Raw genomic sequence first — 22,275 nt, 5'->3', positions numbered from 1 at the left:
TTTTTCACCCGCTCCAAAACCGGGAAACAGCAGAAAGGGTCAAGGCCGGGCGGTGCCCGGCCTTGAGGTGATGATTACTTGGCGACGACCGCCTTATCAGGGTTCGGCGGGAAGGCCGGATCGGTCTTCTTGCCACGCAGCAGATCGAGCGCGTAGTTCAGCTGGACGTCGTCCTTCGGATCCGGCGGCACATAGGCAACGGAGCCCGAACCTTCGTCGGTCTCGCTCTGGCCCTTGATATGGCCGCGCAGGCTGGATTCGCCTTCGGTCACCATCTTGCCCTGCAGTTCCTCGGGCAGCGGCTCTTCGACCTTGATGTCGGGGGTGATGCCGGTGCCTTGGATCGAGCGGCCCGACGGCGTGTAGTAGAGCGCCGTGGTCAGGCGCAGCGCGCCGTTTTCGCCGAGCGGAATGATCGTCTGGACGGAGCCCTTGCCGAAGGAGCGCGTGCCGAGAACGGTGGCGCGGCGCAGATCCTGAAGGGCGCCGGCGACGATTTCCGATGCGGAAGCCGAACCGCCGTTGATCAGCACGATAACCGGCTTGCCATCGGTCAGGTCGCCAGGACCGGCATTGAAGCGGCGGGTTTCATCGGGATTGCGGCCGCGGGTCGAGACGACTTCGCCGCGCTGCAAGAGGGCGTCGGAGACGTTGATCGCCTGATCGAGCAGACCGCCCGGATTGAGGCGCAGGTCGAGGACATAACCCTTCAGCTTATCGGCCGGAACGGTGTCCTTGATCTTCTTGATCGCCTTTTCCATGTCGGGATAGGTCTTCTCGGTGAAGGAGATGATGCGGAGATAGCCGACATCGTCCTCGACACGCGACTTGACGGCCTGGACGGCGACGACGTCACGGACGATCGTCAGCTCGATCGGCTTGTCGGCGCCCTTGCGGATCAGCGTCAGCTTGATCGGCGTGTTGACGGCACCGCGCATCTTCTCGACCGCGTCCTCGAGCTTCAGGCCGCGCACGGACTGGCCGTCGATCTCGGAAATGTAATCACCGGCGAGAACACCGGCCTTGGCGGCGGGCGTATCGTCGATCGGGGTGATGACCTTGACGAGTTCGTCTTCCATCGTGACTTCGATGCCGAGGCCGCCGAACTCACCCTTGGTCTGGGTGCGCATATCCTCGGCGTCCTTCGCATTCATGTAGCTCGAATGCGGATCCAAAGAGGAAAGCATGCCGTTGATGGCGTTCTCGATCAGCTTGTCTTCGGCCGGCGGCGTCACGTACTGGGCGCGCACACGCTCGAAGACATCGCCGAACACCGAGAGTTCCTTGTACGTGGACGATCCGGCCGCTTCTGCCGGCACACCCGCCGAGTAAATGACGCTCATGGCGGTCGCACCCATCAATGCGCCGACCAGAACAAGAGAAGCCCTACGAATCATTGCGTGCCTTTCCAGTGTCTTTGGCGGTCCACCACGGTCGGGAATCGACCGGTTTACCGTCCTTTCGAAATTCAATGTAAAGCGTTGGCCGGTCCGTTTCCAGCGCCAATGCAGTTGCGCTTGCCACTCTTTTCGCGCCCATCACGGCGAGCGGCTCGCCGGCGAAAACGAATTTTCCCTGACGGGTATTGATTGTTTCCATTCCCGAGAGAACCAAGTGGTAGCCATCGCCGGTGTCGAGGATGATCATCTGGCCGTAACTGCGGAAGGCGCCGGCGAAAACCACCAGGCCATCGGCAGGCGCCGTCACCACCGTTTCCGGATTGGTGGCGACCGTCATTCCCATTGCCTCGTGTCCGGTGCCGTCGGCATCGCCGAACTGGCGCAGGATATCGCCCGCAACGGGCACCTCCAATTTCGCCTTCAATTCTCCGAAGCGATATGCGGGCGCAATGCGGTTTTTATCGGGCACGCCGCTGTCGGCCAATGCCTTGGCCTGGGCGCGCTGCTCGTCGGTCATCAGCTTGCGATTCTCCTCCGCCTGGCGGGCGGCCGCAGCCGCATCGCGCACCGAAGCGATCTCGGATTCCACCGAGGCGACGAGGCCTTCAAGGTTGGTCGCCTTGCCCGCCAGTTCCTCTGAGCGTTTCTTCTCGGCCTCGAGTTCGGCGGCATTGCTGCGGCTGAGCTTGTCGTTTTCGGCAAGCAGCAGGTCCATGCGCCGCTCTTCCTCGATACCATCGGTCATCGTCGCGGTCAGGCCGGCCTTTTCGGCAGCGCTTGCTGTCTGCAAGGCGGCAAGGCTTGCCAGGTCTGCGGCAAGCTTGTCGGTCTCCTTGCGGATGCCGGGCACGACGGCGCCGAGCAGGATGGCGCTGCGCACCGAGGCGAGCGCGTCATCGGGGGTGACGAGCAAAGCGGGCGGCGGGTTGCGGCCCATGCGCTGGAGCGCTGCCAGCACCTCGGCCAGAAGGCCGCGGCGCTCGTGCAGGGACCGGCGGATGCCATCCTCCTTGACGCCGAGATCGGCAAGCTTCTTCTCGCTTGCAAGGATCTGCTTGTCGAGCGCCTTGCGGCGGGCGGCGGACTCGATCAGCGCTTGGCGGATGCTTTGCGTGCTCTTGTCCAGATCGGCGATACTCTGTTGAAGCGCGCTCACCTTGTCGCTGGAAAGACTGATCGTTTTCGACAGGATTTCCAGTTCGGCACGGGTCTTGTCCCGTTTGGCGGCCAGCTCGGCGGCCGGGTCGGGCGGCGGCGGCTCGGCTGCCGGCTGCGGCGCAGATTGCGCCGCTTCAGGTGCGGCATCCTGCGCCCGGACGATGAAGGGATTTGCCGACACGGCAACCACCGCTACACCGACACCGGCCGCGATAGCCGGCAGGATCATGCGGTGTCGCCTGGTTGCTTCTCTCGTCATGCGTGTTAGGGCACTTTCTCAAATCGCGCGGAGACTAAGCTGATTTGGCGCGCTTTGCCAGAAAGTTTGACGGCCAACGGCCGGCAGGCGGAACACGGCTGCGTGACAATGCGAATTGCCGAACGCTGGAGCATCAGACGCGGTGATAGGGGTGGCCGGACAGGATGGTCACGGCGCGATAGAGCTGTTCGGCGATCAGCGTGCGCACGAGCTGATGCGGCCATGTCATCTTGCCCAGACAAAGCGTGGCGTCGGCACGGTCGTAGAGGGAGGGATCGAGGCCGTCAGCGCCGCCGATGGCGATCGTCAGGTCGCGTTTGCCCTGGTCGCGATAGGCGCCGAGCAGGCCCGCGAAGGCTTCGCTGTCGAGCGCCTTGCCGCGTTCGTCGAGAAGAATGAGGATGCTGCCATCGGCAAGCGATTTCAGAAGCAGTGCCGCTTCCTCGCGCTTGCGGGTTTCCGCATTGGAGGCGCGGCTTTCGGCCACTTCCGCAACACGGGTAAGTTCGAGGCCGACGGCAGGGCCGGCCTTGGCGAAACGGTCGAAATAACGGGCCGCAAGATCCTTTTCGGGGCCGGATTTCAGCCGTCCCACCGCAAAAAGACCAATTCGCATTCATCCGCTCCCGCTGATGCGGCACATCGGGCGCACAAGGCGCCGCCGGCCGGTTTTCATATTGCCCGGCCAGCCAATGCCACGTTCAGGCGCCGGACAGAATGCCGGCCTGCCTGTCAGTGCCGCGTTTCTTCATCCATATCCGGAGCCGCCCACATCTTTTCGATGTTGTAGAACTCGCGGATTTCAGGACGGAACACATGCACGATAATGTCACCGGTGTCGATCAGCACCCAATCGCCGCCTTCCTGGCCTTCGACGCGGGCCGTGCCGAGGCCGTCGTCCTTCAGGTCGGTGAGCAGGTGATCCGAGATCGCCATGACGTGCCTGTTCGATCGGCCGGAGACGACGATCATGTAGTCTCCGAGCGCCGATTTTCCGGCAATGTCGATGGTGACGATATCTTCAGCTTTGGAGTCCTCGAGGCTGGCGAGGACGGTTTCTAGGGCACGGGCGGCGGCATCGGCGCCACGTTCCGCACTCTTCGGGATAACGGCGAACGTTTTTCCCTTGGCGTGTACTGTTGTCAGTGCTTTCCCTTTCCTGGAATGACAAACCATGCACAACACGAGATCCGATCGAGACCGGATCATGGTTAAGATAGGCATCAAACCATTAATGTTTCAAGACGTGCTAAGATACAGAACGGCCGAAAATCCGATCTGGCGTCCGAATTGAAGAATATTGCCGCGCGGGCTGCTGGTGCAGGCGGTGTACAGTTTCCGTACCGCCGCGTAAAGTGCGCCAAATTTCACGATTTCACGATTCGATGACCGATCCAGCCGCAAAAACACTCGTGCCCGTCCTGCGAATCAGCTTCCCGGATGAGGATCGGCTCGGCCACGGCAAGATGGAGCTCCTGGAGCACATACGCGCGACCGGATCGATCTCGGCGGCGGGCCGGGCGATGGACATGTCCTATCGGCGCGCATGGCTGCTGGTCAGCGAGATGAACCAAATGTTCTCTGAACAGGTGGTGGAGCCGCAGCGCGGCGGTCAGAAGGGCGGCGGCGCGGCGCTGACGCCGTTCGGGGAAGAATTGCTCGAGCGTTTTCGCCGGATGGAAAAGACGATGCGCGAGAGCCTCGCCGAAGATCTCGCCTGGCTCGAAGCAAAACGCGGTCTGTAGAGAACGGATCAGGCCTCCAAAGCAACCGTCTTGATGACGGCGAAGACGGTCTTGCCGGGGCGAAGATCGAGGCGCTCGCAGGACAATGCGGTAATGCGCGAAAGAATGGCGTCGCCGCCGCAGTCGATCCGGATTTCGACGGTTCCGTCCTCGTCCGAAGATATGGCTTCGATCCTGCCTTCGAGAATGTTCAACGCGCTGAGGCCCTCGGGCCTGACGGTCGCCAGCATGACGTCGCGCGATGGAATTCGGATGCGCACCGGTCGGCCTGGCGCAAGCGCTGCGCCCGGAATATGCAGCTGCGAGGATTTCAGCGCGACGGTCGACAGGCGGTGATGGGCATCGAAGCTTTCGACGATGCCTTCGAGCAGCGCGCCCGCCTCTTTCCGGTCGGCCGCCGCAGAGGGACGGCTCAAGATGTCGACGGCCGGGCCGGTCGCCTCCACCTTGCCGTCGCTGAGGACGATTACCTGGTTTGCCAGCCGCGCCACCTCCGCGATCGAATGGCTGACATAGATGATCGGAATTTCGGTCTGATCGCGCAATCGCTCCAGATAGGGCAGGATCTCGGCCTTGCGCGCCTCGTCGAGGGCCGCCAGCGGCTCGTCCATCAGCAGCAGGCGGGGCGCAAAGAGAAGGGCGCGGCCGATGGCGACACGCTGCTTCTCGCCGCCGGAAAGTTTTGCCGGGCTGCGCTCCAGCAGCGGCTCGATGCCGAGCAGGTCGACGATGCGATCGAAGTTTTCCCCGCCTACGGTCTTCGCCGTGAACCAGCGGCCGTAGGAAAGATTGGCGCGGACGCTGAGATGCGGGAAAAGCCGCGCCTCCTGGAAGACATAACCGAAGCGGCGGCGATGTTTTGGGACGAAAGTGCCGGTTGCGGTTTCGGTCAGGGCCTCGCCGTCAAGGATAACGCGGCCTTCGTCGGGGCGGGCGAGGCCGGCGATGATGCGGATCATCGAGGTCTTGCCGGAGCCGGAGCGGCCGAATAGTGCGGTGACGCCACGCTCGGAGGTGAAGGCGGCGTCGAGCAAAAAGCCGCCGAGCCTCTGTTTTGCCGCGACGATCAGCGTCATTCGGGATCGATCCTTTGGCCGGCGAGGCGGGCGAGGAATTCGGAGGCGAGCAGCGCGGCCATGGAAATGACGATGGCGACGGCTGTCAGCCGCAGTGCGCCAGCATCGCCGCCCGGCACCTGGGTAAACGTGTAGATCGCTGCCGACAGCGTCTGGGTTTCGCCGGGAATGTTGGAGACGAAGGTGATCGTCGCGCCGAATTCACCCATCGCCTTGGCGAAGGAAAGGATCATGCCGGTGATGATGCCGGGCAGCGTCAGCGGCAGGGTGATCGTCAAAAACACCCAGGCGGGACCGGCGCCAAGGGTTCCTGCCGCCTCTTCCAGCTTACGGTCAACAGCCTCGATCGACAGGCGGATGCTGCGCACCATCAGCGGAAAGGCCATGACGGCGCAGGCGAGTGCCGCGCCCGTCCAGCGGAAGGAAAGGACAATGCCGAAATACTGGTCGAGCAGGCTGCCGACCGGACCGCGGCGACCGAACAGGATGAGAAGAAGGAAGCCGGTGACGACGGGGGGCAGGATCAACGGCAGGTGCACGATGCCGTTCAGCACCGACTTGCCCCAGAAGCGGCCGCGGGCAAGCAGCAGAGCGACGAGAATGCCGAAGGGCAGGCTCGCCAGCATGGCGACAAAAGAGACGCGCAGGCTGAGCAGGATCGCCGTCCATTCCTCGTTGCTCAGGCCGAAGATGTCCAAATGCAGCTATCTCCCCCGGAAATTCGGTATCACTCGGTGTCTGCCCGTCATCCGGCTGCCGCCACCTTCTCCCCAAACGGGGCGAAGGGGATATGCCGCGACCTCTCCGTCCCTCGCCAACCTTTCGCAGGGCACGTCCCCTCTCCCCGCGAGCGGGGAGAGGGTTAGGGTGAAGGGCAGCCATTGGCTCGAACCGGACAGGAGGCTCGCCTAAGTGAGCCTTCACGCTAAGCTGTCACTGTTGATTCCGCAATCATTTGGCCGCTTCAATCACTAAGGATGGTAAAACCCTGCGCCGTGAAGAAGGCGGCGGCTTTGTCGGATTTCAGGAAGTCGAGATAGGCTGCGGCATCCGGGTTTTTGCTCTCGGCAAGAATGGCGACCGGGTAAATGATCGGCGGATGGGAATCGGCCGGGAAGGTGCCGACGACGGCGACACCCTTATCCGCGGCGGCATCCGTTTGATAGACGATGCCGTAGGGCGCTTCGCCGCGGGAGACGAGGGCGAGGGCGGCGCGGACGCTTTCGGCGCCGGCGACCCTGCTTTCCACGGATTTCCAGACGCCGAGTTTGTCGAGGGCGGCCATGGCGTATTTGCCGGCCGGGACCGATTTCGGCTCACCCATCGCCAGTTTGCCATCACCCAGAAGCGCTGCGAGATCGAAGCCCGGCTTGATCTCGACCGGTTTTGCCTTGGCCTTCTCGGCAACGAGCACCATCCGGTTTCCAAGCAGATTCGAACGGGTATCGGCCTTGATGAGGTTCTTCTCGGCGAGGTAGTCCATCCAGGCAAGGTCGGCCGAGATGAAGACATCGGCGGGTGCCGCGTTTTCGATCTGCTTGGCCAGTGCCCCGCTTGCCGCATAGGAGGTGACGGCTTCCTTGCCGCTTTCCTTGGCCCAGGCGGCATTGGCGGCATCGAGCGCATCCTTGAGGCTCGCCGCCGCAAAGACGGTGAGCTTGTCGGCGGCTGCGGCCGGCGTCGGAAGCGCGGCTGCTCCAAGCCAGATAGCGGTGATTGCGGTGGTTGCCAGTTTCATCCATTGCCGGCGGTTCTGCATGATTTACTCCCCAGGGATCGAAATATTGCGACGAATATAACGATGCTCATGACTTGGCCAGGGATATATCCAACAAAATATAACCGTATCGGCTGGGCACCCGCCATTCACGGAATCAGGAAGCGCCGGGGTTTCGGAGAAAAACCATATGCGGGCGCGTAACTGGCACGGGGATACCAGACGAGATGCTATGGGCCCAGCCGGGCAAAGGGTGTCTGGCCTGCCGATAAAAACGGCAGCATTCCCCAGTTCGTCCTCGATAGGATTGCATCGCTCGCATTGCTGCATTGCACAAATCGATATTCACCTTCCTGCGGAATATGATAAAACATAGTCATCGAAACGGCTTTCTCCTCCTCCCATAGCCGTTCGATAGGGTCGACAACACTCCTCCTCCCAGTTGTCGATCGAGTTTATAAGCCCGACGGATCCTCCCCCGTCGGGCTTTCTCGTTTCTAGGATTTCCTTGAAAATCAGCCTATTCGGAACTGCCCGGCAGCGCGCCGTTGCGGATTGCTGTCGAACTCAGCCCGGAGCGCGGGCCGTGGATGAAGGTCCAGGCCGGCGCGGGTTTCTTCCAGAGAATACGCGCGTCGTCCTCGTCGACGCGGGCGAAATCGAAGGTCCTCGTCATTTTCGAGGAGAGATAGGAGAGCGTGGCGCCCGGCCGGTCGATCACCGCGATTGGGAAGGTGCGGACGATTTCCTGCCACTTCTGCCATTTGTGGAAGGTCTGCAGGCCGTCGGCGCCCATGATCCAGATGAAATGCACATGCGGATTGCGGGCCTTGACGCGGGCGAGCGTATTGGCGGTGTAGCTGACGCCGAGCGCCTGTTCGAAGGCGGTGACCTTAACGCGCGGATCGGCGGCGACACGCTCGCTTTCGGCAATGCGCTCGGCAAGCGGTGCCAGGTGGTTGCGGCTCTTCAGCGGATTGCCGGGGGTGACCATCCACCAGAGCTGGTCGAGGCCGAGCCGCTTGATGGCAATCTCGGCGACCAGCGCGTGGCCCTGGTGCGGCGGGTTGAACGAACCGCCGAACAGACCGACGACCATGCCGCGCTCGCTGTGCGGCATGCGGAGATAATGCCGGTCCAGACTCTCCGTCGTCACGTCAGGTCCGCGTCTGTCCGGCGCCGTGCACCCGATATTTGAACGACGTCAGCTGCTCGACGCCGACCGGGCCGCGGGCATGCATCTTGCCGGTAGCAATGCCGATCTCCGCGCCCATGCCGAACTCGCCGCCATCGGCAAATTGCGTCGAGGCATTGTGCAGCAGGATCGCCGAATCGACTTCGGTGAAGAACCGCGCCACGACATCGGGGTCCTCGGCGATCACAGCCTCGGTATGATTCGAGGAGTAGTTCTGGATATGGGCGATCGCGCCGGATATGCCGTCGACGACGGCGACCGAGATGATCGCGTCGAGATATTCGGTCGACCAGTCCTCCTCGGTCGCAGGCTTCAGGCCGGGGGCGACCTTCAGCACCGTCGGCGAAGCGCGGACCTCGCAGCCGGCCGCGGTGAGCACCTCGAGCAGCGGCGTCAGATGCGTGCCGATCGCGGCGCCATCGACAAGCAGGGTTTCAGCCGCGCCGCAGATACCGGTGCGGCGCATTTTGGCATTGACGACGATCTGCTTGGCCATCTCGATATCGGCCGAGCCATCGACATAGATATGGCAGAGGCCCTCGAGATGGGCGAAAACCGGCACGCGGGCCTCGCTCTGCACGCGGGCGACAAGGCTCTTGCCGCCGCGCGGCACGATGACGTCGATCGCTCCGTCCAAGCCGCGCAGCATGGCGCCGACGGCCGCGCGGTCGGTGACGGGCACGAGCTGAATAGCATGCTCTGGAAGTCCCGCCGCCTTCAGACCCTTGACCAGGCAGGCATGGATCGCCTGCGATGAACGGCGCGAATCCGAACCGCAGCGCAGGATCACGGCATTGCCCGCCTTGAGGCAGAGGGCGCCGGCATCGGCGGTGACGTTCGGCCGGCTTTCGAAAATGACGCCGATGACGCCGAGCGGCGTACGGACGCGCTCGATCTTCAACCCGTTCGGCCGGTCCCAGGCGGCGATGACTTCGCCGACCGGGTCGGCAAGGGCGGCAATGGCGCGGATTCCCTCGGCCATCTCGGCAACGCGTTTGTCGTTCAGCGTCAGCCGGTCGACGAAGGAGGCGAGCATCTCGCTGCCTTCGGTGTCTTTCAAATCCTTGGCATTCTCGGCAAGGATCTCCGCCTTGTTGGCCAGGATCGCATCGGCCATGGCGTTCAGCGCCCTGTTCTTGACCTCGGTGGACGCAAAGCTCAGCGGTCGCGCGGCAGCCTTTGCCTTGCGGCCGATGTCGTTCATCAGCGCGTCAATGTCAGGGCTTAGCGCAACGGTATCAAGCATGGGCCGCGTCCTTCTTCTGCCTTTCCGATTTCTGTCTGATCTGCGCGGTCATCACCATGTCGTCGCGATGGACCATGGCGGCACGGCCGGGATAACCGAGAATGGCCTCGATCTCCGCCGACTTGCGGCCGGCAATCCGGCGGGCATCCTCGGCATCGTAGCTGACAAGCCCGCGGGCGATCTCACGACCTTCAGGGCCGACGATCGCCACCGTATCGCCGCGGCTGAACAGGCCGGAAACGCCGCGCACACCGGCCGGAAGCAGGCTCTTGCCGGCGCCGAGGGCGGTGACGGCGCCGTCATCGACACGCAGTTCGCCGGCCGGCTGCAACTGTCCGGCGATCCAGGTCTTGCGGGCGGTGACCGGCGTGCCCGACGGCGCGAACCAGGAAGAACGGGCGCCGTTTTCGATCGCCGACAGTGGGCTTTCAGTCTTGCCGGAGGCGATGATCATGGCGCAGCCCGATGTCGTGGCGATCTTGCCGGCATCGATCTTGGTGCGCATGCCGCCGCGCGAAAGCTCGGAAGCCGCGCCGCCGGCCATCGCCTCGATCTCCGGGGTGATTTCGGAAATCGTCTCCAGAAACGTCGCGTTCGGGTCGAGATGCGGCGGCGCGGTGTAGAGGCCGTCGATATCGGACAAAAGGACGAGCAGATCGGCGCCGGTCATCGTCGCGACGCGGGCAGCCAGGCGGTCGTTGTCGCCATAGCGGATTTCGCTGGTGGCGACCGTATCGTTCTCGTTGATGATCGGCACGGCGCCGATTTTCAAAAGCTGATTGATGGTGGCGCGCGCATTGAGATAACGGCGGCGCTCCTCGGTATCCCCGAGCGTCAGCAGGATTTGGCCGGCGACGATCTCGCCGTGCGACAGGCTTTCCGACCAGGCGCGGGCCAGCGCGATCTGGCCGACGGCCGCCGCCGCCTGGCTTTCCTCCAGTTTCAGCGCGCCGGACGGCAGGTCGAGCACCGAGCGGCCGAGCGCGATGGCGCCGGAGGATACGACGAGCACGTCGATGCCCTTGGCCTTCAGCCCCGCAATGTCGGCGCACATGGCGTCAAGCCAGGCCTTTTTCAGCCCGGCCTTGCGATCGACCAGCAGGGCCGAGCCGATCTTGATGACGATGCGGCGGTAGCGGCCGAGCGGCTTACGGCTGGTCATCGGCCCCATCCTCGCCAAGGTCCTCAGCCTCATCGGCGACAGCAATGTCGCGATGGCGCAGCTTCGGCACCTTGGCCGGCTTTTCCTCGGCATTTTCTTCGACGATGATGTCGCGCAGCGCACGCAGCACCTCGGTCATGCCCTTGCCGGTGACGGCCGAAATCTGGAACGGCGTCTTGCCGCAGGCCTTGGCCAATTCCTTCGTCTTTTTCTTCAGTTCGGCTTCGTCGAGCACGTCGATCTGCGACAGCGCCACGATCTCGGGCTTGTCCGTCAGATCGTTGCCATAGGCTTCGAGCTCGTGCTTCACCGTCTTATAGGCCTTGCCGACCTTTTCCTCCTGGGCGGAGACGAGATGGAGCAGCACGCGGGTGCGCTCGACATGGCCGAGGAAACGGTCGCCGATGCCGACGCCCTCATGGGCGCCTTCGATCAGGCCCGGAATGTCGGCCAGGATGAATTCCCGCTCGTCGATGGTGGCGACGCCGAGATTGGGGTGCATCGTGGTGAAGGGATAATTGGCGATCTTCGGCCGGGCGCGGGTGACTGATGCCAGGAAGGTCGACTTACCGGCATTGGGCATGCCGACGAGGCCGGCATCGGCAATCAGCTTCAGCCGCAGCCAGATGGTCTTTTCCTCGCCGGGCAGGCCGGGATTGGCCCAATCCGGCGCTTGGTTGGTCGAGGTCTTGAAATGAGCGTTGCCGAAGCCGCCATTGCCGCCATGGGCGAGGCAGTAACGCTGACCTTCGACGGTGAGATCGCAGATCAGCGTTTCCCGGTCTTCCTCGAAGATCTGGGTTCCGACGGGAACCTTGAGCGTCACGTCGCTGCCATTGGCGCCGGTGCGGTTCCTGCCCATGCCATGGGTGCCGATCGTCGCCTTGAAATGCTGCTGAAAACGGAAATCGATCAGCGTGTTGAGGCCGTTGACGGTCTCGACCCAGACATCGCCGCCACGACCGCCATCGCCGCCGTCGGGGCCGCCGAACTCGATGAATTTCTCGCGCCGGAAGGAAACGCTGCCCCCGCCGCCGTCTCCGGATCGGATATAGACCTTTGCTTCGTCGAGAAATTTCATTTTACTTCCAGTATCCGGTGGCAGTTGGACGGCCCGTCTTGGCCCATTCGATATAGGCGGTTCCGACGGAGGTCAAAGATTATCGTGAATTTTGCGAGCTATAACATACAGTACGGCTTCGGTCTTGACGGCAGATACGATCTCGCGCGCATTGCCCGGAGCCTTGAGGGCGCCGATGTCATCGCACTGCAGGAGGTGACCCGCGGCTTCTCGCGCAACGGTTTTGCCGACATGGCGGCCGACTTTGCAGCCTGCTTTCCCGACTATTTCTGGGTGTATGGGCCGGCCTGCGACATCCATGTCGAGGCGGATAGCGGTGGTCGTCAGCCGGTGCGGGGCACCCGCTTCCAGTTCGGCAATATGGTGCTGTCGCGCTGGCCGATCCTTTCGACCCGGACGCTGCTTTTGCCGCGCAGCCGCACGATCGGCAAGATCAACCTGCAGCGCGGCGCGACCGAGGCGGTGATCGCGGTACCGGGCGGGGCGATCCGCGCCTATTCCGTTCATCTCGACCATGTCTCTCCCGACGAGCGCATTCGCCAGCTGCAATTTCTGAACGCGCATATCAACGCTTTCGTCCAGGAGGGCGGGTCGCTGACGGGGGGTAGCGAATTCGATCTGCCGGAGCCGCCGCTGCCGGAGGATTACGTCGTCATGGGCGATTTCAACATGGAGCCGGAATCGCCGGAATATTGCGCACTTGCCGGCGCCGGCGGCGGATATTACGGCCGCATCTCCAGGATCGGCACGCCGGTCGACGCCTTTGCGGCGCTCAAAGCTTACCGCCCGGAGAGCTACAGCTGGATGAATCCCGACGATCACGGCGAACGCATGCATCTCGATTATTGCTTCGTCAGTTGCGGCCTCGAGGGCCGGTTGAAATCCGCCCGGATCGATACGCAATCCGTCGGCTCTGATCATTTTCCCCTATGGGTCGAGATCGGCAATTGACGGAGACGCCGCCGCGGGCGGCGGCATCTCCTTTGTGATTACGCCACCTTGCGCGGCTGCAGCATGCCCGGCTGCAGCACGGTTTCGATGTGCGAGACCATGGTGTTGCGGGCGAAACAATAGATTTCGCCGCAACCGGTCATGCGGAAACCGAGCTTCTCCTGCAGCCGCAGCGAAGCCGGGTTGTCGGCGAAGACGCCGGAATGGATCGGCGTCTCCGGCATGCGGCGCGAAAAGCGCTCGATAATCCCAGCCACCGCCTCGCTCATATAGCCGCGCCGCCAGTAATAGCGGTTCAGCCAATAGCCGAGGTGCCAGCGGCCGTGGCGCAGCTCGATCGAGACGTTGCCGATATGGACATCGTCCTTGCCGGTGATCGCCAACGGCCAGTCCGGCAAGGCGCCCGAGGTGACCGGAACCAGCCAGTCCAGTGCATCCTGCCGGTCGAACGGCGCGGGCACGCGGGACAGCATGCGCGTGACGGCGAAATCGGAAAGCGATTCCGCAATCGCTGGCGCATCGCTCAGCCTGTGGGGGCGGAGCGTCAGCCGGGCGGTCGAGATGACAGGCGCGGGGCCTGGCATCATCGGCTTTGTCTCCGGCCTTTGCAGCGCGGTCGTGCTCATGCGATGTTCCCCCAGCTTCGGAGCGACATCCAGGTCTTGCGGTCGAGCCTGTACCATTCCACCGGCACGTTGCTGCCGAGCGCCAGCGAAGCGGCAAGCCCCGATCCCTGGAACTGGAAGCCGCACTTCTGGATGACGCGGCGCGAGGCGACGTTCATCACCCGGCAGCGGGCGTCGATCTGGTCGATATCCTGGCGTGTTCTGAACACCATATCGACCAGGGCATGGCAGGCCTCGGTGGTATAACCCTTGTTCCAATAGGGCTCGCCCAGCCAGTAGCCGATCTCGACGGTCCTGCCGTCGGCATGCGGCTCGACACCGCAGCAGCCGATAAAGGCGCCGTTTTCGGCTTTGGTGATTGCATAGACGCACTTGCCAATCTCGCCATTTTTCGTGCGACGCACGAAGTCGGCAGCATCATCGGCGGTATAAGGGTGCGGCATACGCGATACCATGGTGGCGACTTTGGCGTTATTGGCGAGATGGGCAAGGGCGTCGATGTCTTCTTCGTGGGGCGCGCGCATGACGAGCCTTTCCGATAACAAGACAGGGCAATCGGTCCTTAACCGCTCCGGCCTCAGCCGTTCTTGGGAAGCCACCTGGCCTTCCCGGGGCGACCGAGATTGGTCAACCCTTAACAATTCGCCTTGCATGTTCAGTCCTCCTGTTTGGACAAAGAAAAAGGGGAGATGGCGCCCCATCTCCCCTGTTTTCTGGACTGAACCTGGTACGGCCAGCCGGGTCGATGAGACGCCGGCTGTTTTAGAGCGCTACCGGCTTATTCCGCTGCTTCCGCTTTCGGCATGACAGACACGTAGACGCGACCGTTGGCCTTGGTTCGGTAGTTCACATTGCCGGCGGTAAGCGCAAAAATCGTGTGATCCTTGCCGAGGCCGACGTTGGAACCCGGATGCCACTGCGTCCCGCGCTGACGCACGAGGATGTTGCCTGCGATGACGGCTTCGCCGCCGAACTTCTTCACGCCAAGGCGCTTGGATTCGGAATCGCGACCGTTGCGCGAGGAACCGCCAGCTTTTTTGTGTGCCATTGGAGTTCTCCTTTAAACCTTGTCCCGTTGATCTTACTTGGCAGCCACGATGTCCGTGATACGGACGACCGTGTGATGCTGACGATGGCCGCGCGAACGCTTCGAATTCTGACGGCGGCGCTTCTTGAAGGCAATGACCTTCTTGCCGCGGTTCTGTTCGACGACTTCTGCCTTGACAGAGGCGCCGGTGACGAAGGGCGCACCGATCGCAGCGTCGGCGCCTTCGCCGATCACGAGCACTTCGGTGAATTCAATGGAGTCGCCAGCGGTGGCTTCCAGCTTTTCGATGGTCAGCACGTCGTTGGCTGCCACACGGTACTGTTTACCGCCGGTCTTGATGACTGCGAACATTTTTTATCCTTTCATGTTCGTTCCAGCTCTCCCCGCTGATCAGCAGGGTGGCCGTCTTTTTATCAGTCGAAGTTAAGCAGGGATTTCAGAGGGCTGGCCTCGAGCTCTTCCTGCCGGTGAAACGCCCCACGCGAGCGCGGGACTGGCAAGGCACGGATTACTCCGAACCTATTGCGCAGCCGAGATACGCGAGTGACAAAAAAGTGTCAAGGCAAAAGGATGGAATGCTTCGACTTTTCGGCTTGCCAACCCGTCACAGGCTCGTTATGAGAACGCCCGCGCCGAACAAGCGCCGACCTGACCGCGGAGAGGTGGCAGAGTGGTCGAATGCACCGCACTCGAAATGCGGCATACCTGCAAGGGTATCGTGGGTTCAAATCCCACCCTCTCCGCCATGAATTTCCCGGGATTATTAACGTTTTGAGATTACCGGGAGATTGCCGTGACCGGCGCTCAGAATCGCATGCATTCCAAGGCCGCACGAGAGCCGCTCCCGAATCAAACATCGCGCTTTGCTTGCGCTGATTCTGCCCGATATGCATTGAGCGAAACAGGCAGGAGACAAATATACGGGGTGGCTCTTGGTGCGGTATCTCGTCAGGTACCCAGCACCTTCTTCACCCAGGTGCCAACCTCATCACCGCTGCTCATATCTGCCTGCACCAGCCCATCGATCATGAAGGTCGGCGAGACGTGGATGCCGTTTTGCCGGGCATATTTGCAGTGCCACTTGATCTCCCGGTCGAGATCCGGGATTGCGAAGGCTTCTTTCAGCTTGACGCCGCTGTAGCGTTCCAGGCGCTCGATGATCTGGTTCGGCGTCACATCCATATTCGGGCCGCCGGCATGGCGCTCGAATTCGAATTCCTCCCGGTGAGCCGCGATGGCGGCCATCACCTTCTTTGCTGTCTGCTTGCCACCTTCCAACGTTGAGGCTGCGATGATGCAGCGGACGAGGACACCCGAATACATATGCCAGGGCTGCGACTGCAGGCGGATCTTCACGGTGATCCTGTCTTCGCCCGCCTGGCTCAGCAGTTCTTCGAACTTATTGAACGCTCTGACCGAGTAAGGGCAAGTCGGCTCCAGAAAGGCTTCGAAGATGCGGGATCCAGTGCCCCAAGTCAGCGGATCGGCGTGCCAGGAAGTGGTCGTCATGGAATTCCTCTCTGAGGTAAAGTATCCGGAGCAACTTAGGTCACCAGGCTCCAGAAGCCATGCTTCTTGCCGTGCCGACGTTTGAGTTCCGCGACATAGAGGTCATGGGATCTGGTGTTGCCGAAATCATCGATATGAGGCGCAAAGGATGCACAGTCCGCCAGATGCCTCGCCGCATGCTTATAGCGGCCGGACCGGCCGCTATCGAGCGCGAAATCGATAATGGAGCGCAAGACAATGGTTGCCGCGAGCGGATGTTTCTCCGCCAGAGCTTCGGCCGCCAGCGTCATCAGCTCATAGAGATTGCCATCCAGTTCCGCCTTTCTGCTCACTACAAGTTTTGCCGCCTCGGCAGGCGTCGGCCAATTGAGAAAAAACGCAAGTGCCTGGTGGACGTCAGGAAAAGCCCGGGCATGGACAAATGCCTTCTCCTCGGCCTCAAGATCGTCGAAATCAGGCAGCCGCCTGAGGAAAGCCTTGAGGTGCTCGCTATGCAGCGACTGCTCGAAACATGTCCATCTATAGGTCTGTGCCTCCGCTGCACGCCCCAGGGCCTCGAGCGTCTCAACGCGCGCGCGCTGCCATTCGAATGGCATGTCGGCCCAGCCTCTCCTGTCGGCCTCATCCAACGTCTCAAGCGCTTCCTTCGCCCGACCGGCCGAGAGCAGACGATTGGCGATGTCGGCAGCTATCATCGGCGCCTTGCGCGCGTCCTCGGGGTGTTGGCCAATGTAGGCATCAACATCGCCCTGGGCGTCGGCAATTTCCTGCAAGGCTATGCGCACCGTTAGATCTCGCTGCGTGCCGCCGATCTCATCTTCGTAAAGGGGGCCCGCGCTGCCCCAGCCGATGATCTCGCGCTCGTCTTCCGCCGGCTTGTCTTTCGGCTCCTTGGACCATTGGACGAAGAGGGTCTTCAAGCAATCGAGACCATCCTTGCCGAGAGCTGGCGCCATCGCCGCAATCAGGTTGTCGTACTGGCCGTAACCATCGTCTTGCACGGCTTTGAACACCTTCTCGGCCAGGACATTGGAGTCAATCTTGGCGGACGCGGCGATTGCGGCAGCATCCTCGCAAGCCTGATGAAAACTTTGGATGACAGAACCGCTGCTCTCGTTGGATCTCTCAAAGATCGAATTCGCCAGGGCGAGGAACTGCCATATCAGTTCGAAGGCCTCCTGGGGATCATCTGCGGCAACCGTCTCTGTGATCGTCTTGCGCTGCGTTTCCAGGTCGGTCTTCAGCGCCTTCACTTTGCGCCAGTTGATGAGGGTGCGAGCGCGGGCGATGCTGGCAAGCCGCTTTCGTACCTCACGCGCGACCTCGGCGCTGCCGTAATTGCCGGCAAGCTCCATTCGAAGCCGTCGCTTGTGGGCAGCACTGCCCATGCTGATCTCGACCAGCAGCTCGGCAAGGCGATGCGCACCAAGGGATTCAAGATTCTTCGCATTGAGTGTTGTCTTGGCTGCCATCGGTCATCGCTATCGTTTCTGCGATGACCCTACCCTGCAGGCGGTGCGAGGCCAAGGTCCGGGAATGTGCACAGGGATAATCCTCTGTGCCTCGCTATTAGCTAAAAACTAACGCTGCCTCGTAACGACTCCTAAAGCCGGTTTTGGCACCTTGTTGCCTGTCGAATATTGCTTCCAATTTCTCGCTGGGGTTGATTATGAGTCATAATAAAGACGCCTGGGTCAGCCAGCGCGCTTATTCACTATGGGAATCGGAAGGCAGGCCGGATGGGCGTGGGGAAAGCCATTGGGCGCAGGCGCTGAGGGAGTTCGAGCAACTGGAGCTGACGAAGGCCTCGCCTGATGGAAACGATCTCATCGAGAAGCTGAAGGCAGCCGGGCGGCTGATGCGGATCTATGACGAGTCGGCGCCCGCCGTTCAGAACGACCGGCAGATGAAGGCGGCTCGCTAGGCCGTATTTTTCAATCCTTGGGTTGCCGAAATATTCAGCGGCATTCCAGGCGGACGATCGGCCTTGCCGGCAGGCGTCTTGCCACCTCGACGAAACCGGCATCCAGAAACATCGACAGCGTTCCCGGATAGAGCTCGGCTCCGTTCGAAGCACGGGCTGCCTGATCGACAGGGTAGGCTTCGAGACATTCGGCGCCGTTCGCGCTTGCGAATTCGACGGCGTGTTTCAATAACAATCGCGACAGACCCTGCCGCCGGAACGGCTTGCGGGCGATGAAGCAATTGATCGACCAAACCGGCTTGTCATCCACCGGCGCAAAGGGTTTTGAGCGGCGCAGCCGATCGAATACGGCGCGTGGCGCGACACCGCACCATCCGGCCGGTTCATTCTCGTGATAACCGAGAATACCGGGCGGGCGCCGTTCGGCGACGAGGCTTCGGAACCAGGTGCGATTTCCCTCGCCCCATCCTGCCTTGTAGTCGGCATTCGGACGATACCAGTAAGCGCAGCGACAATTCCGGCCGTCGGCGCAATCGTCGAAGACCGCTTCGATATCGGCCAGGCGGTCGGTGGTTGCGGGGAAGAAAGAGAAGCGATCCTGCATCCGGGCAAATTATGGCGCGGGCGGGTGATCGGCAAGCAGTCGCCCGTGCCGGCCGATCAGCCGCGGCGGCCCACCAGCTTGCAATGCTTATTCTTTAGCGGCCGACGTCGTCCGGCTGTCGCCGCCGGTCGGCATTCGCCGGCGTGCGGCTCGCCCTGACGCTACTGGCGTGCGGCCCAGCTCAGGCCACGCCGCAGGATGAGGGGCATGTAGGGATGGTCGAATTCGGCTGCGACATGGCCGAGGGCGGAATAGAAGATGCGGCCGGCACCGAAATGGCGCTTGAAGGCGACCGGCATCACGACATTGCGGGCTGCCGGATCATAGGCGCCGGTGAAGGTGGTGGTCGCCAGGATTTCGACTGTCGGATCATAATGCAGATAATATTGCTCCGACCGGTAGTCGAAATCGGGAATGCCGTCCATGACCGGATCGTCCTGGCGGGTGACGGCGACGCGGAAGTCGATGATGTTGCCGGGATGAGCGACCCAGGTGACGCCGGAGACATAGCGGAAAGGCGCGCTTTCCTTGAAGGAGGTGGCGAGCGCGCCGTGATGGCCGGCAAGCCCCAGCCCGCCGCGCACGGCTTCGACCAAGGCGCTAGCGTGGGGTTTTTCCAGCGTTTCGCCGGTGATGATCGGCACCAGCAGATCGGCTTTGGCGAGCGTCGGCGATCCGAATATGCCGAGATCGCCGGTGACCTCGACCGTAAAATCGTCCTCGCGTAAGAGATCGGCGACGATATGAGCGCATTGCTCCGGCTCATGGCCCTGCCAGCCGCCCCAAACGACCAATGCCTTCCTCATTCGCGCGCTCCCCTGTCCGATTGCCGCGGTCCGTTGCATCATGGTGGTGAACGCCCCTTAGAGGGGGCGGCTATGCAAATCACGCGAATAATTCGCGAAGGTTGGCGGTTCGGGCCAAATCATATAGGGCCGGGGCAGTTCGGCATTTGACGTATTGTCCGTTCACGCCGATCGTAATTCCTTCTTTTTATTGACGTGTATCTCGTCTAGGTTTCTTTCATCTCTCGCTAATAATAAGGGTGGTGCATGGCAGGTGAAACTGTTCTTGTCGTCGGCGGCGCCGGTTATATCGGCTCGCATACGTGTCTCGACTTGGCGAACAAGGGCTACAAGCCTGTCGTCTTCGATAATTTTTCCAACGGCCATCGCGAGTTCGTCAAATGGGGGCCGGCCGAGGAAGGCGATATTCGCGATCGCCCCCGGCTGGACGAGGTGCTCGCCAAGCACAAGCCGGCAGCGATCCTGCATTTTGCAGCACTGATCGAGGTCGGCGAATCGGTCAAGGATCCGGTTTCCTTCTACGAGAACAATGTGATCGGCACGTTGACGCTGCTTTCGGCGGCGCAGGCGGCCGGCATCAATGCCTTCGTCTTCTCCTCCACCTGCGCCACCTACGGCCTGCCGCAGAGCGTGCCGCTCGACGAGACGCATCGGCAGGTGCCGATCAATCCCTACGGGCGGACGAAATATATCGTCGAACAGGCGCTTGCCGATTACGACCAGTACAAGAGCCTGCGCTCGGTGGTGCTGCGCTATTTCAATGCCGCCGGCGCTGATTTCGAAGGCCGGATCGGCGAATGGCACCAGCCGGAGACGCATGCGATCCCGCTGGCGATCGACGCGGCACTCGGCCGCCGCCAAGGCTTCAAGGTGTTCGGCAGCGATTATGAGACGCGCGACGGCACCTGCGTGCGCGACTATATCCATGTGCTGGATCTTGCCGATGCGCATGTGCGCGCCGTCGAATATCTGCTGAAGGGCGGAGAGTCCGTCGCGCTCAACCTCGGCACCGGCACCGGCACCACGGTCAGGGAATTGCTCGGCGCGATCGAGGATGTGTCGAACCGGCCTTTCCCGGTCGAATATATCGGCCGACGCGAAGGCGATTCGCATACGCTGGTCGCCAATAACGACAAGGCGCGCGACGTGCTCGGCTGGGTGCCGCAGTATGATCTCAATCAGATCATCCGTTCCGCCTGGAACTGGCATGCCAAAACCAACCAGCATTGAGCCCGGAATTGAGAAGGGCGCTAGGCCGAACATCCTGCTGATCACGGCGGACCAGTGGCGTGGCGATTGCCTGTCGGTCGTCGGTCATCCTTGCGTGAAAACGCCCAATGTCGATGCGCTGGCGCGCCAGGGCACGCTGTTCCGGCGGCACTATGCAGGGGCGGCGCCCTGCTCGCCGGCGCGGGCCACACTCTATACCGGCCTCTACCAGATGAACCATCGCGTCTGCCGCAATGGTTCGCCGCTTGATGCCCGCTTCGACAATCTGGCGCTGGCCGCCCGGCGGGCGGGATACGACCCGACGCTGTTCGGCTATACGGACACGGCGCCCGATCCGCGTGGCATGGATGCCAATGATGCGCATCTGACGAGTTATGAAGGCGTGTTGCCAGGCTTTACTTCACGCCAGCTTCTGCCGGAGCATGAAAGGCAGTGGCTCTCCTGGCTCCGATCCCGCGGTCATCGGGACGCCGTCAGCCGCGACATCCATATTCCCGTCGGCGCTGCAGCCGGCGACATTTCCGATGCGGCGCCGGCCTATTCCAGCGACGAGACCCAGACGGCGTTCCTCGCCGGCGAGTTCATCCGCTGGCTGGGTGAGCAGGACAGGCCGTGGTTTGCGCATGTCTCTTTCCTGCGCCCGCATCCGCCCTTTTCGGTGCCGGAGCCATTCAACCGGATGTTCACGCCGGGCGAGGGGCCGGCTTTTGCGCGAGCGGCAAACGCCCAAGCGGAAGAGGCGCGTCATCCCTATCTCGCCTATGCGATGCCGCGCACCGGCAAGGGCAGTTTCATCCACGGCGCGAAGGGGCCGCTCAGCGATTGGAACGGCGAGGATTTCGCGGCGATCCGGGCGATCTATTACGGCATGATAGCAGAGGTCGATGCGCAGCTCGGCCGGATCTGGCAGGCGCTGCAGGATGCCGGCGCTTGGGACGATACGCTTATCGTCTTCACCTCGGACCACGCCGAGATGGCGGGCGACCACTGGACGCTGGGGAAGGGCGGCTTCTTCGACGGCAGCTACCATATTCCGCTTGTCATTCGCGATCCCGCAAGCGGGGCGGCGGCCGGGGTCGTCGACGATTTCACCAGCGCTGCGGATGTTTTTCCGACCCTCTGTCAAAGGCTAGGCATCGAGGCGCAGAACGGGCTCGACGGCCGATCGCTCATGCCTTTCGTCGAGGGCGGTAGCGCGGACGGCTGGCGGGATGCGGCATTCTGGGAATTCGATTTCCGCGATATCGCCGGCGGCGAGACGGAGCGGTATTTCGGGCTCAGGTCGAACGAGTGCAATCTCGCGGTGATCCGCGACGCGCGGTTCAAATATGTGCATTTTTCCGCCTTGCCGCCGTTGCTCTTCTATCTCGGCGACGATCCGATGGAGCTTAAGAATGTCGCGGCCGATCCCGCCTATGCGGCGATCCGGCTCGACTATGCCGAAAAGCTGCTGTCGCTGAGGGCGCGGCACCTCGATCAGACGCTCGCCTATACCGAGCTGACGGAAAAAGGGCCGGTGACGCGCCGGCCCTGATGCC

General features: G+C 62.2%; 24 protein-coding genes and 1 tRNA gene. 6 read left to right on the top strand and 19 right to left on the bottom strand.

Annotated elements, in window-relative coordinates; all coding sequences use genetic code 11:
• Positions 1–74: 74 nt before the first annotated feature.
• The 4 genes from K6N12_RS10130 to rsfS form a co-directional block, all read right to left on the bottom strand.
• Positions 75–1,397, bottom strand: coding sequence for a S41 family peptidase (locus K6N12_RS10130; RefSeq protein WP_003543943.1), 1,323 nt, complete (start codon positions 1,395–1,397; stop codon positions 75–77).
• Complete coding sequence (locus K6N12_RS10125; protein ID WP_097625055.1) at positions 1,387–2,787, bottom strand: murein hydrolase activator EnvC family protein; 1,401 nt, start codon at positions 2,785–2,787, stop codon at positions 1,387–1,389. Before K6N12_RS10125 ends, K6N12_RS10130 begins: the two co-directional genes overlap by 11 nt.
• A 163-nt stretch (positions 2,788–2,950) precedes the next feature.
• The gene (gene rlmH / locus K6N12_RS10120; RefSeq protein ID WP_097625054.1) at positions 2,951–3,433 is read right to left on the bottom strand and encodes a 23S rRNA (pseudouridine(1915)-N(3))-methyltransferase RlmH; all 483 of its coding nucleotides are present in this window, start codon (positions 3,431–3,433) and stop codon (positions 2,951–2,953) included.
• 116 nt (positions 3,434–3,549) lie between these two features.
• Positions 3,550–3,993, bottom strand: a complete 444-nt coding sequence (rsfS, locus tag K6N12_RS10115) for a ribosome silencing factor (RefSeq protein WP_003589592.1) — start codon at positions 3,991–3,993, stop codon at positions 3,550–3,552.
• Between the two features lie 209 nt (positions 3,994–4,202).
• Here rsfS and K6N12_RS10110 point away from each other — a divergent pair, with 209 nt between their 5' ends.
• A complete protein-coding gene (locus tag K6N12_RS10110) occupies positions 4,203–4,562 on the top strand; it encodes a winged helix-turn-helix domain-containing protein (RefSeq protein WP_097625053.1) in 360 nt (119 codons plus the stop codon).
• Between the two features lie 8 nt (positions 4,563–4,570).
• On the opposite strand, the gene modC is transcribed toward K6N12_RS10110, so the two are convergent.
• From modC to obgE, 7 genes are all read right to left on the bottom strand, one after another.
• Positions 4,571–5,638 (bottom strand): molybdenum ABC transporter ATP-binding protein, encoded by a 1,068-nt coding sequence (gene modC, locus K6N12_RS10105; RefSeq protein WP_097625052.1) that lies wholly within the window; start codon positions 5,636–5,638, stop codon positions 4,571–4,573.
• Positions 5,635–6,336, bottom strand: a complete 702-nt coding sequence (gene modB / locus K6N12_RS10100) for a molybdate ABC transporter permease subunit (RefSeq protein WP_097625051.1) — start codon at positions 6,334–6,336, stop codon at positions 5,635–5,637. The genes modC and modB overlap by 4 nt, the downstream gene beginning before the upstream one ends.
• Positions 6,337–6,602: 266 nt before the next feature.
• On the bottom strand, positions 6,603–7,397 hold the full coding sequence (modA, locus tag K6N12_RS10095; protein WP_097625050.1) for a molybdate ABC transporter substrate-binding protein: 795 nt from the start codon (positions 7,395–7,397) through the stop codon (positions 6,603–6,605).
• 478 nt (positions 7,398–7,875) lie between these two features.
• Positions 7,876–8,475, bottom strand: coding sequence for a nicotinate-nucleotide adenylyltransferase (locus tag K6N12_RS10090; protein WP_239620443.1), 600 nt, complete (start codon positions 8,473–8,475; stop codon positions 7,876–7,878).
• A 37-nt stretch (positions 8,476–8,512) separates the two neighbouring features.
• Complete coding sequence (locus K6N12_RS10085) at positions 8,513–9,796, bottom strand: glutamate-5-semialdehyde dehydrogenase (protein ID WP_097625048.1); 1,284 nt, start codon at positions 9,794–9,796, stop codon at positions 8,513–8,515.
• Positions 9,789–10,958 (bottom strand): glutamate 5-kinase, encoded by a 1,170-nt coding sequence (gene proB / locus K6N12_RS10080; RefSeq protein WP_097625151.1) that lies wholly within the window; start codon positions 10,956–10,958, stop codon positions 9,789–9,791. The genes K6N12_RS10085 and proB overlap by 8 nt, the downstream gene beginning before the upstream one ends.
• A complete protein-coding gene (obgE, locus tag K6N12_RS10075) occupies positions 10,945–12,039 on the bottom strand; it encodes a GTPase ObgE (RefSeq protein ID WP_097625047.1) in 1,095 nt (364 codons plus the stop codon). Before obgE ends, proB begins: the two co-directional genes overlap by 14 nt.
• Before the next feature lie 84 nt (positions 12,040–12,123).
• Here obgE and K6N12_RS10070 point away from each other — a divergent pair, with 84 nt between their 5' ends.
• Positions 12,124–12,990: an endonuclease/exonuclease/phosphatase family protein gene (locus tag K6N12_RS10070; RefSeq protein WP_097625046.1), complete on the top strand. Its 867-nt coding sequence runs from the start codon at positions 12,124–12,126 to the stop codon at positions 12,988–12,990.
• A 38-nt stretch (positions 12,991–13,028) separates the two neighbouring features.
• Here K6N12_RS10070 and K6N12_RS10065 read toward each other — a convergent pair whose 3' ends face one another.
• From K6N12_RS10065 to rplU, 4 genes are all read right to left on the bottom strand, one after another.
• The gene (locus K6N12_RS10065) at positions 13,029–13,616 is read right to left on the bottom strand and encodes a GNAT family N-acetyltransferase (RefSeq protein ID WP_097625045.1); all 588 of its coding nucleotides are present in this window, start codon (positions 13,614–13,616) and stop codon (positions 13,029–13,031) included.
• Complete coding sequence (locus K6N12_RS10060) at positions 13,613–14,269, bottom strand: GNAT family N-acetyltransferase (protein WP_097625044.1); 657 nt, start codon at positions 14,267–14,269, stop codon at positions 13,613–13,615. Before K6N12_RS10060 ends, K6N12_RS10065 begins: the two co-directional genes overlap by 4 nt.
• Before the next feature lie 125 nt (positions 14,270–14,394).
• Positions 14,395–14,664 (bottom strand): 50S ribosomal protein L27, encoded by a 270-nt coding sequence (gene rpmA, locus K6N12_RS10055; protein WP_003567620.1) that lies wholly within the window; start codon positions 14,662–14,664, stop codon positions 14,395–14,397.
• Positions 14,665–14,697: 33 nt separating this feature from the next.
• Positions 14,698–15,015 (bottom strand): 50S ribosomal protein L21, encoded by a 318-nt coding sequence (gene rplU / locus K6N12_RS10050; RefSeq protein WP_003543907.1) that lies wholly within the window; start codon positions 15,013–15,015, stop codon positions 14,698–14,700.
• 305 nt (positions 15,016–15,320) lie between these two features.
• Here rplU and K6N12_RS10045 point away from each other — a divergent pair.
• Positions 15,321–15,410: transfer RNA gene (locus K6N12_RS10045), tRNA-Ser, on the top strand.
• A 202-nt stretch (positions 15,411–15,612) separates the two neighbouring features.
• Here the strand turns inward: K6N12_RS10045 and K6N12_RS10040 are convergent.
• On the bottom strand, positions 15,613–16,173 hold the full coding sequence (locus K6N12_RS10040; RefSeq protein ID WP_097625043.1) for a DsbA family protein: 561 nt from the start codon (positions 16,171–16,173) through the stop codon (positions 15,613–15,615).
• A 35-nt stretch (positions 16,174–16,208) separates the two neighbouring features.
• Complete coding sequence (locus K6N12_RS10035; RefSeq protein ID WP_097625042.1) at positions 16,209–17,645, bottom strand: DUF6880 family protein; 1,437 nt, start codon at positions 17,643–17,645, stop codon at positions 16,209–16,211.
• 197 nt (positions 17,646–17,842) lie between these two features.
• Between K6N12_RS10035 and K6N12_RS10030 the strand changes: the two genes are divergently transcribed.
• On the top strand, positions 17,843–18,097 hold the full coding sequence (locus K6N12_RS10030; RefSeq protein ID WP_097625041.1) for a DUF2934 domain-containing protein: 255 nt from the start codon (positions 17,843–17,845) through the stop codon (positions 18,095–18,097).
• Between the two features lie 34 nt (positions 18,098–18,131).
• Here K6N12_RS10030 and K6N12_RS10025 read toward each other — a convergent pair whose 3' ends face one another.
• Together K6N12_RS10025 and K6N12_RS10020 are read right to left on the bottom strand one after the other, a co-directional pair.
• The gene (locus K6N12_RS10025) at positions 18,132–18,701 is read right to left on the bottom strand and encodes a GNAT family N-acetyltransferase (protein ID WP_097625040.1); all 570 of its coding nucleotides are present in this window, start codon (positions 18,699–18,701) and stop codon (positions 18,132–18,134) included.
• A 161-nt stretch (positions 18,702–18,862) separates the two neighbouring features.
• A complete protein-coding gene (locus K6N12_RS10020; protein ID WP_097625039.1) occupies positions 18,863–19,507 on the bottom strand; it encodes a ThuA domain-containing protein in 645 nt (214 codons plus the stop codon).
• A gap of 246 nt (positions 19,508–19,753) precedes the next feature.
• Here K6N12_RS10020 and galE point away from each other — a divergent pair, with 246 nt between their 5' ends.
• The gene (gene galE, locus K6N12_RS10015) at positions 19,754–20,737 is read left to right on the top strand and encodes a UDP-glucose 4-epimerase GalE (RefSeq protein ID WP_097625038.1); all 984 of its coding nucleotides are present in this window, start codon (positions 19,754–19,756) and stop codon (positions 20,735–20,737) included.
• Positions 20,715–22,271 (top strand): alkaline phosphatase family protein, encoded by a 1,557-nt coding sequence (locus K6N12_RS10010; RefSeq protein ID WP_097625037.1) that lies wholly within the window; start codon positions 20,715–20,717, stop codon positions 22,269–22,271. Before galE ends, K6N12_RS10010 begins: the two co-directional genes overlap by 23 nt.
• Positions 22,272–22,275 lie beyond the last annotated feature (4 nt).

It is taken from the genome of Rhizobium redzepovicii (assembly GCF_019793435.1).
GTDB classification, from domain to species: Bacteria; Pseudomonadota; Alphaproteobacteria; order Rhizobiales; family Rhizobiaceae; genus Rhizobium; species Rhizobium redzepovicii.
Note: the sequence above shows the minus strand (reverse complement) of the source record. Positions and strands in the feature narration are given on the sequence as shown.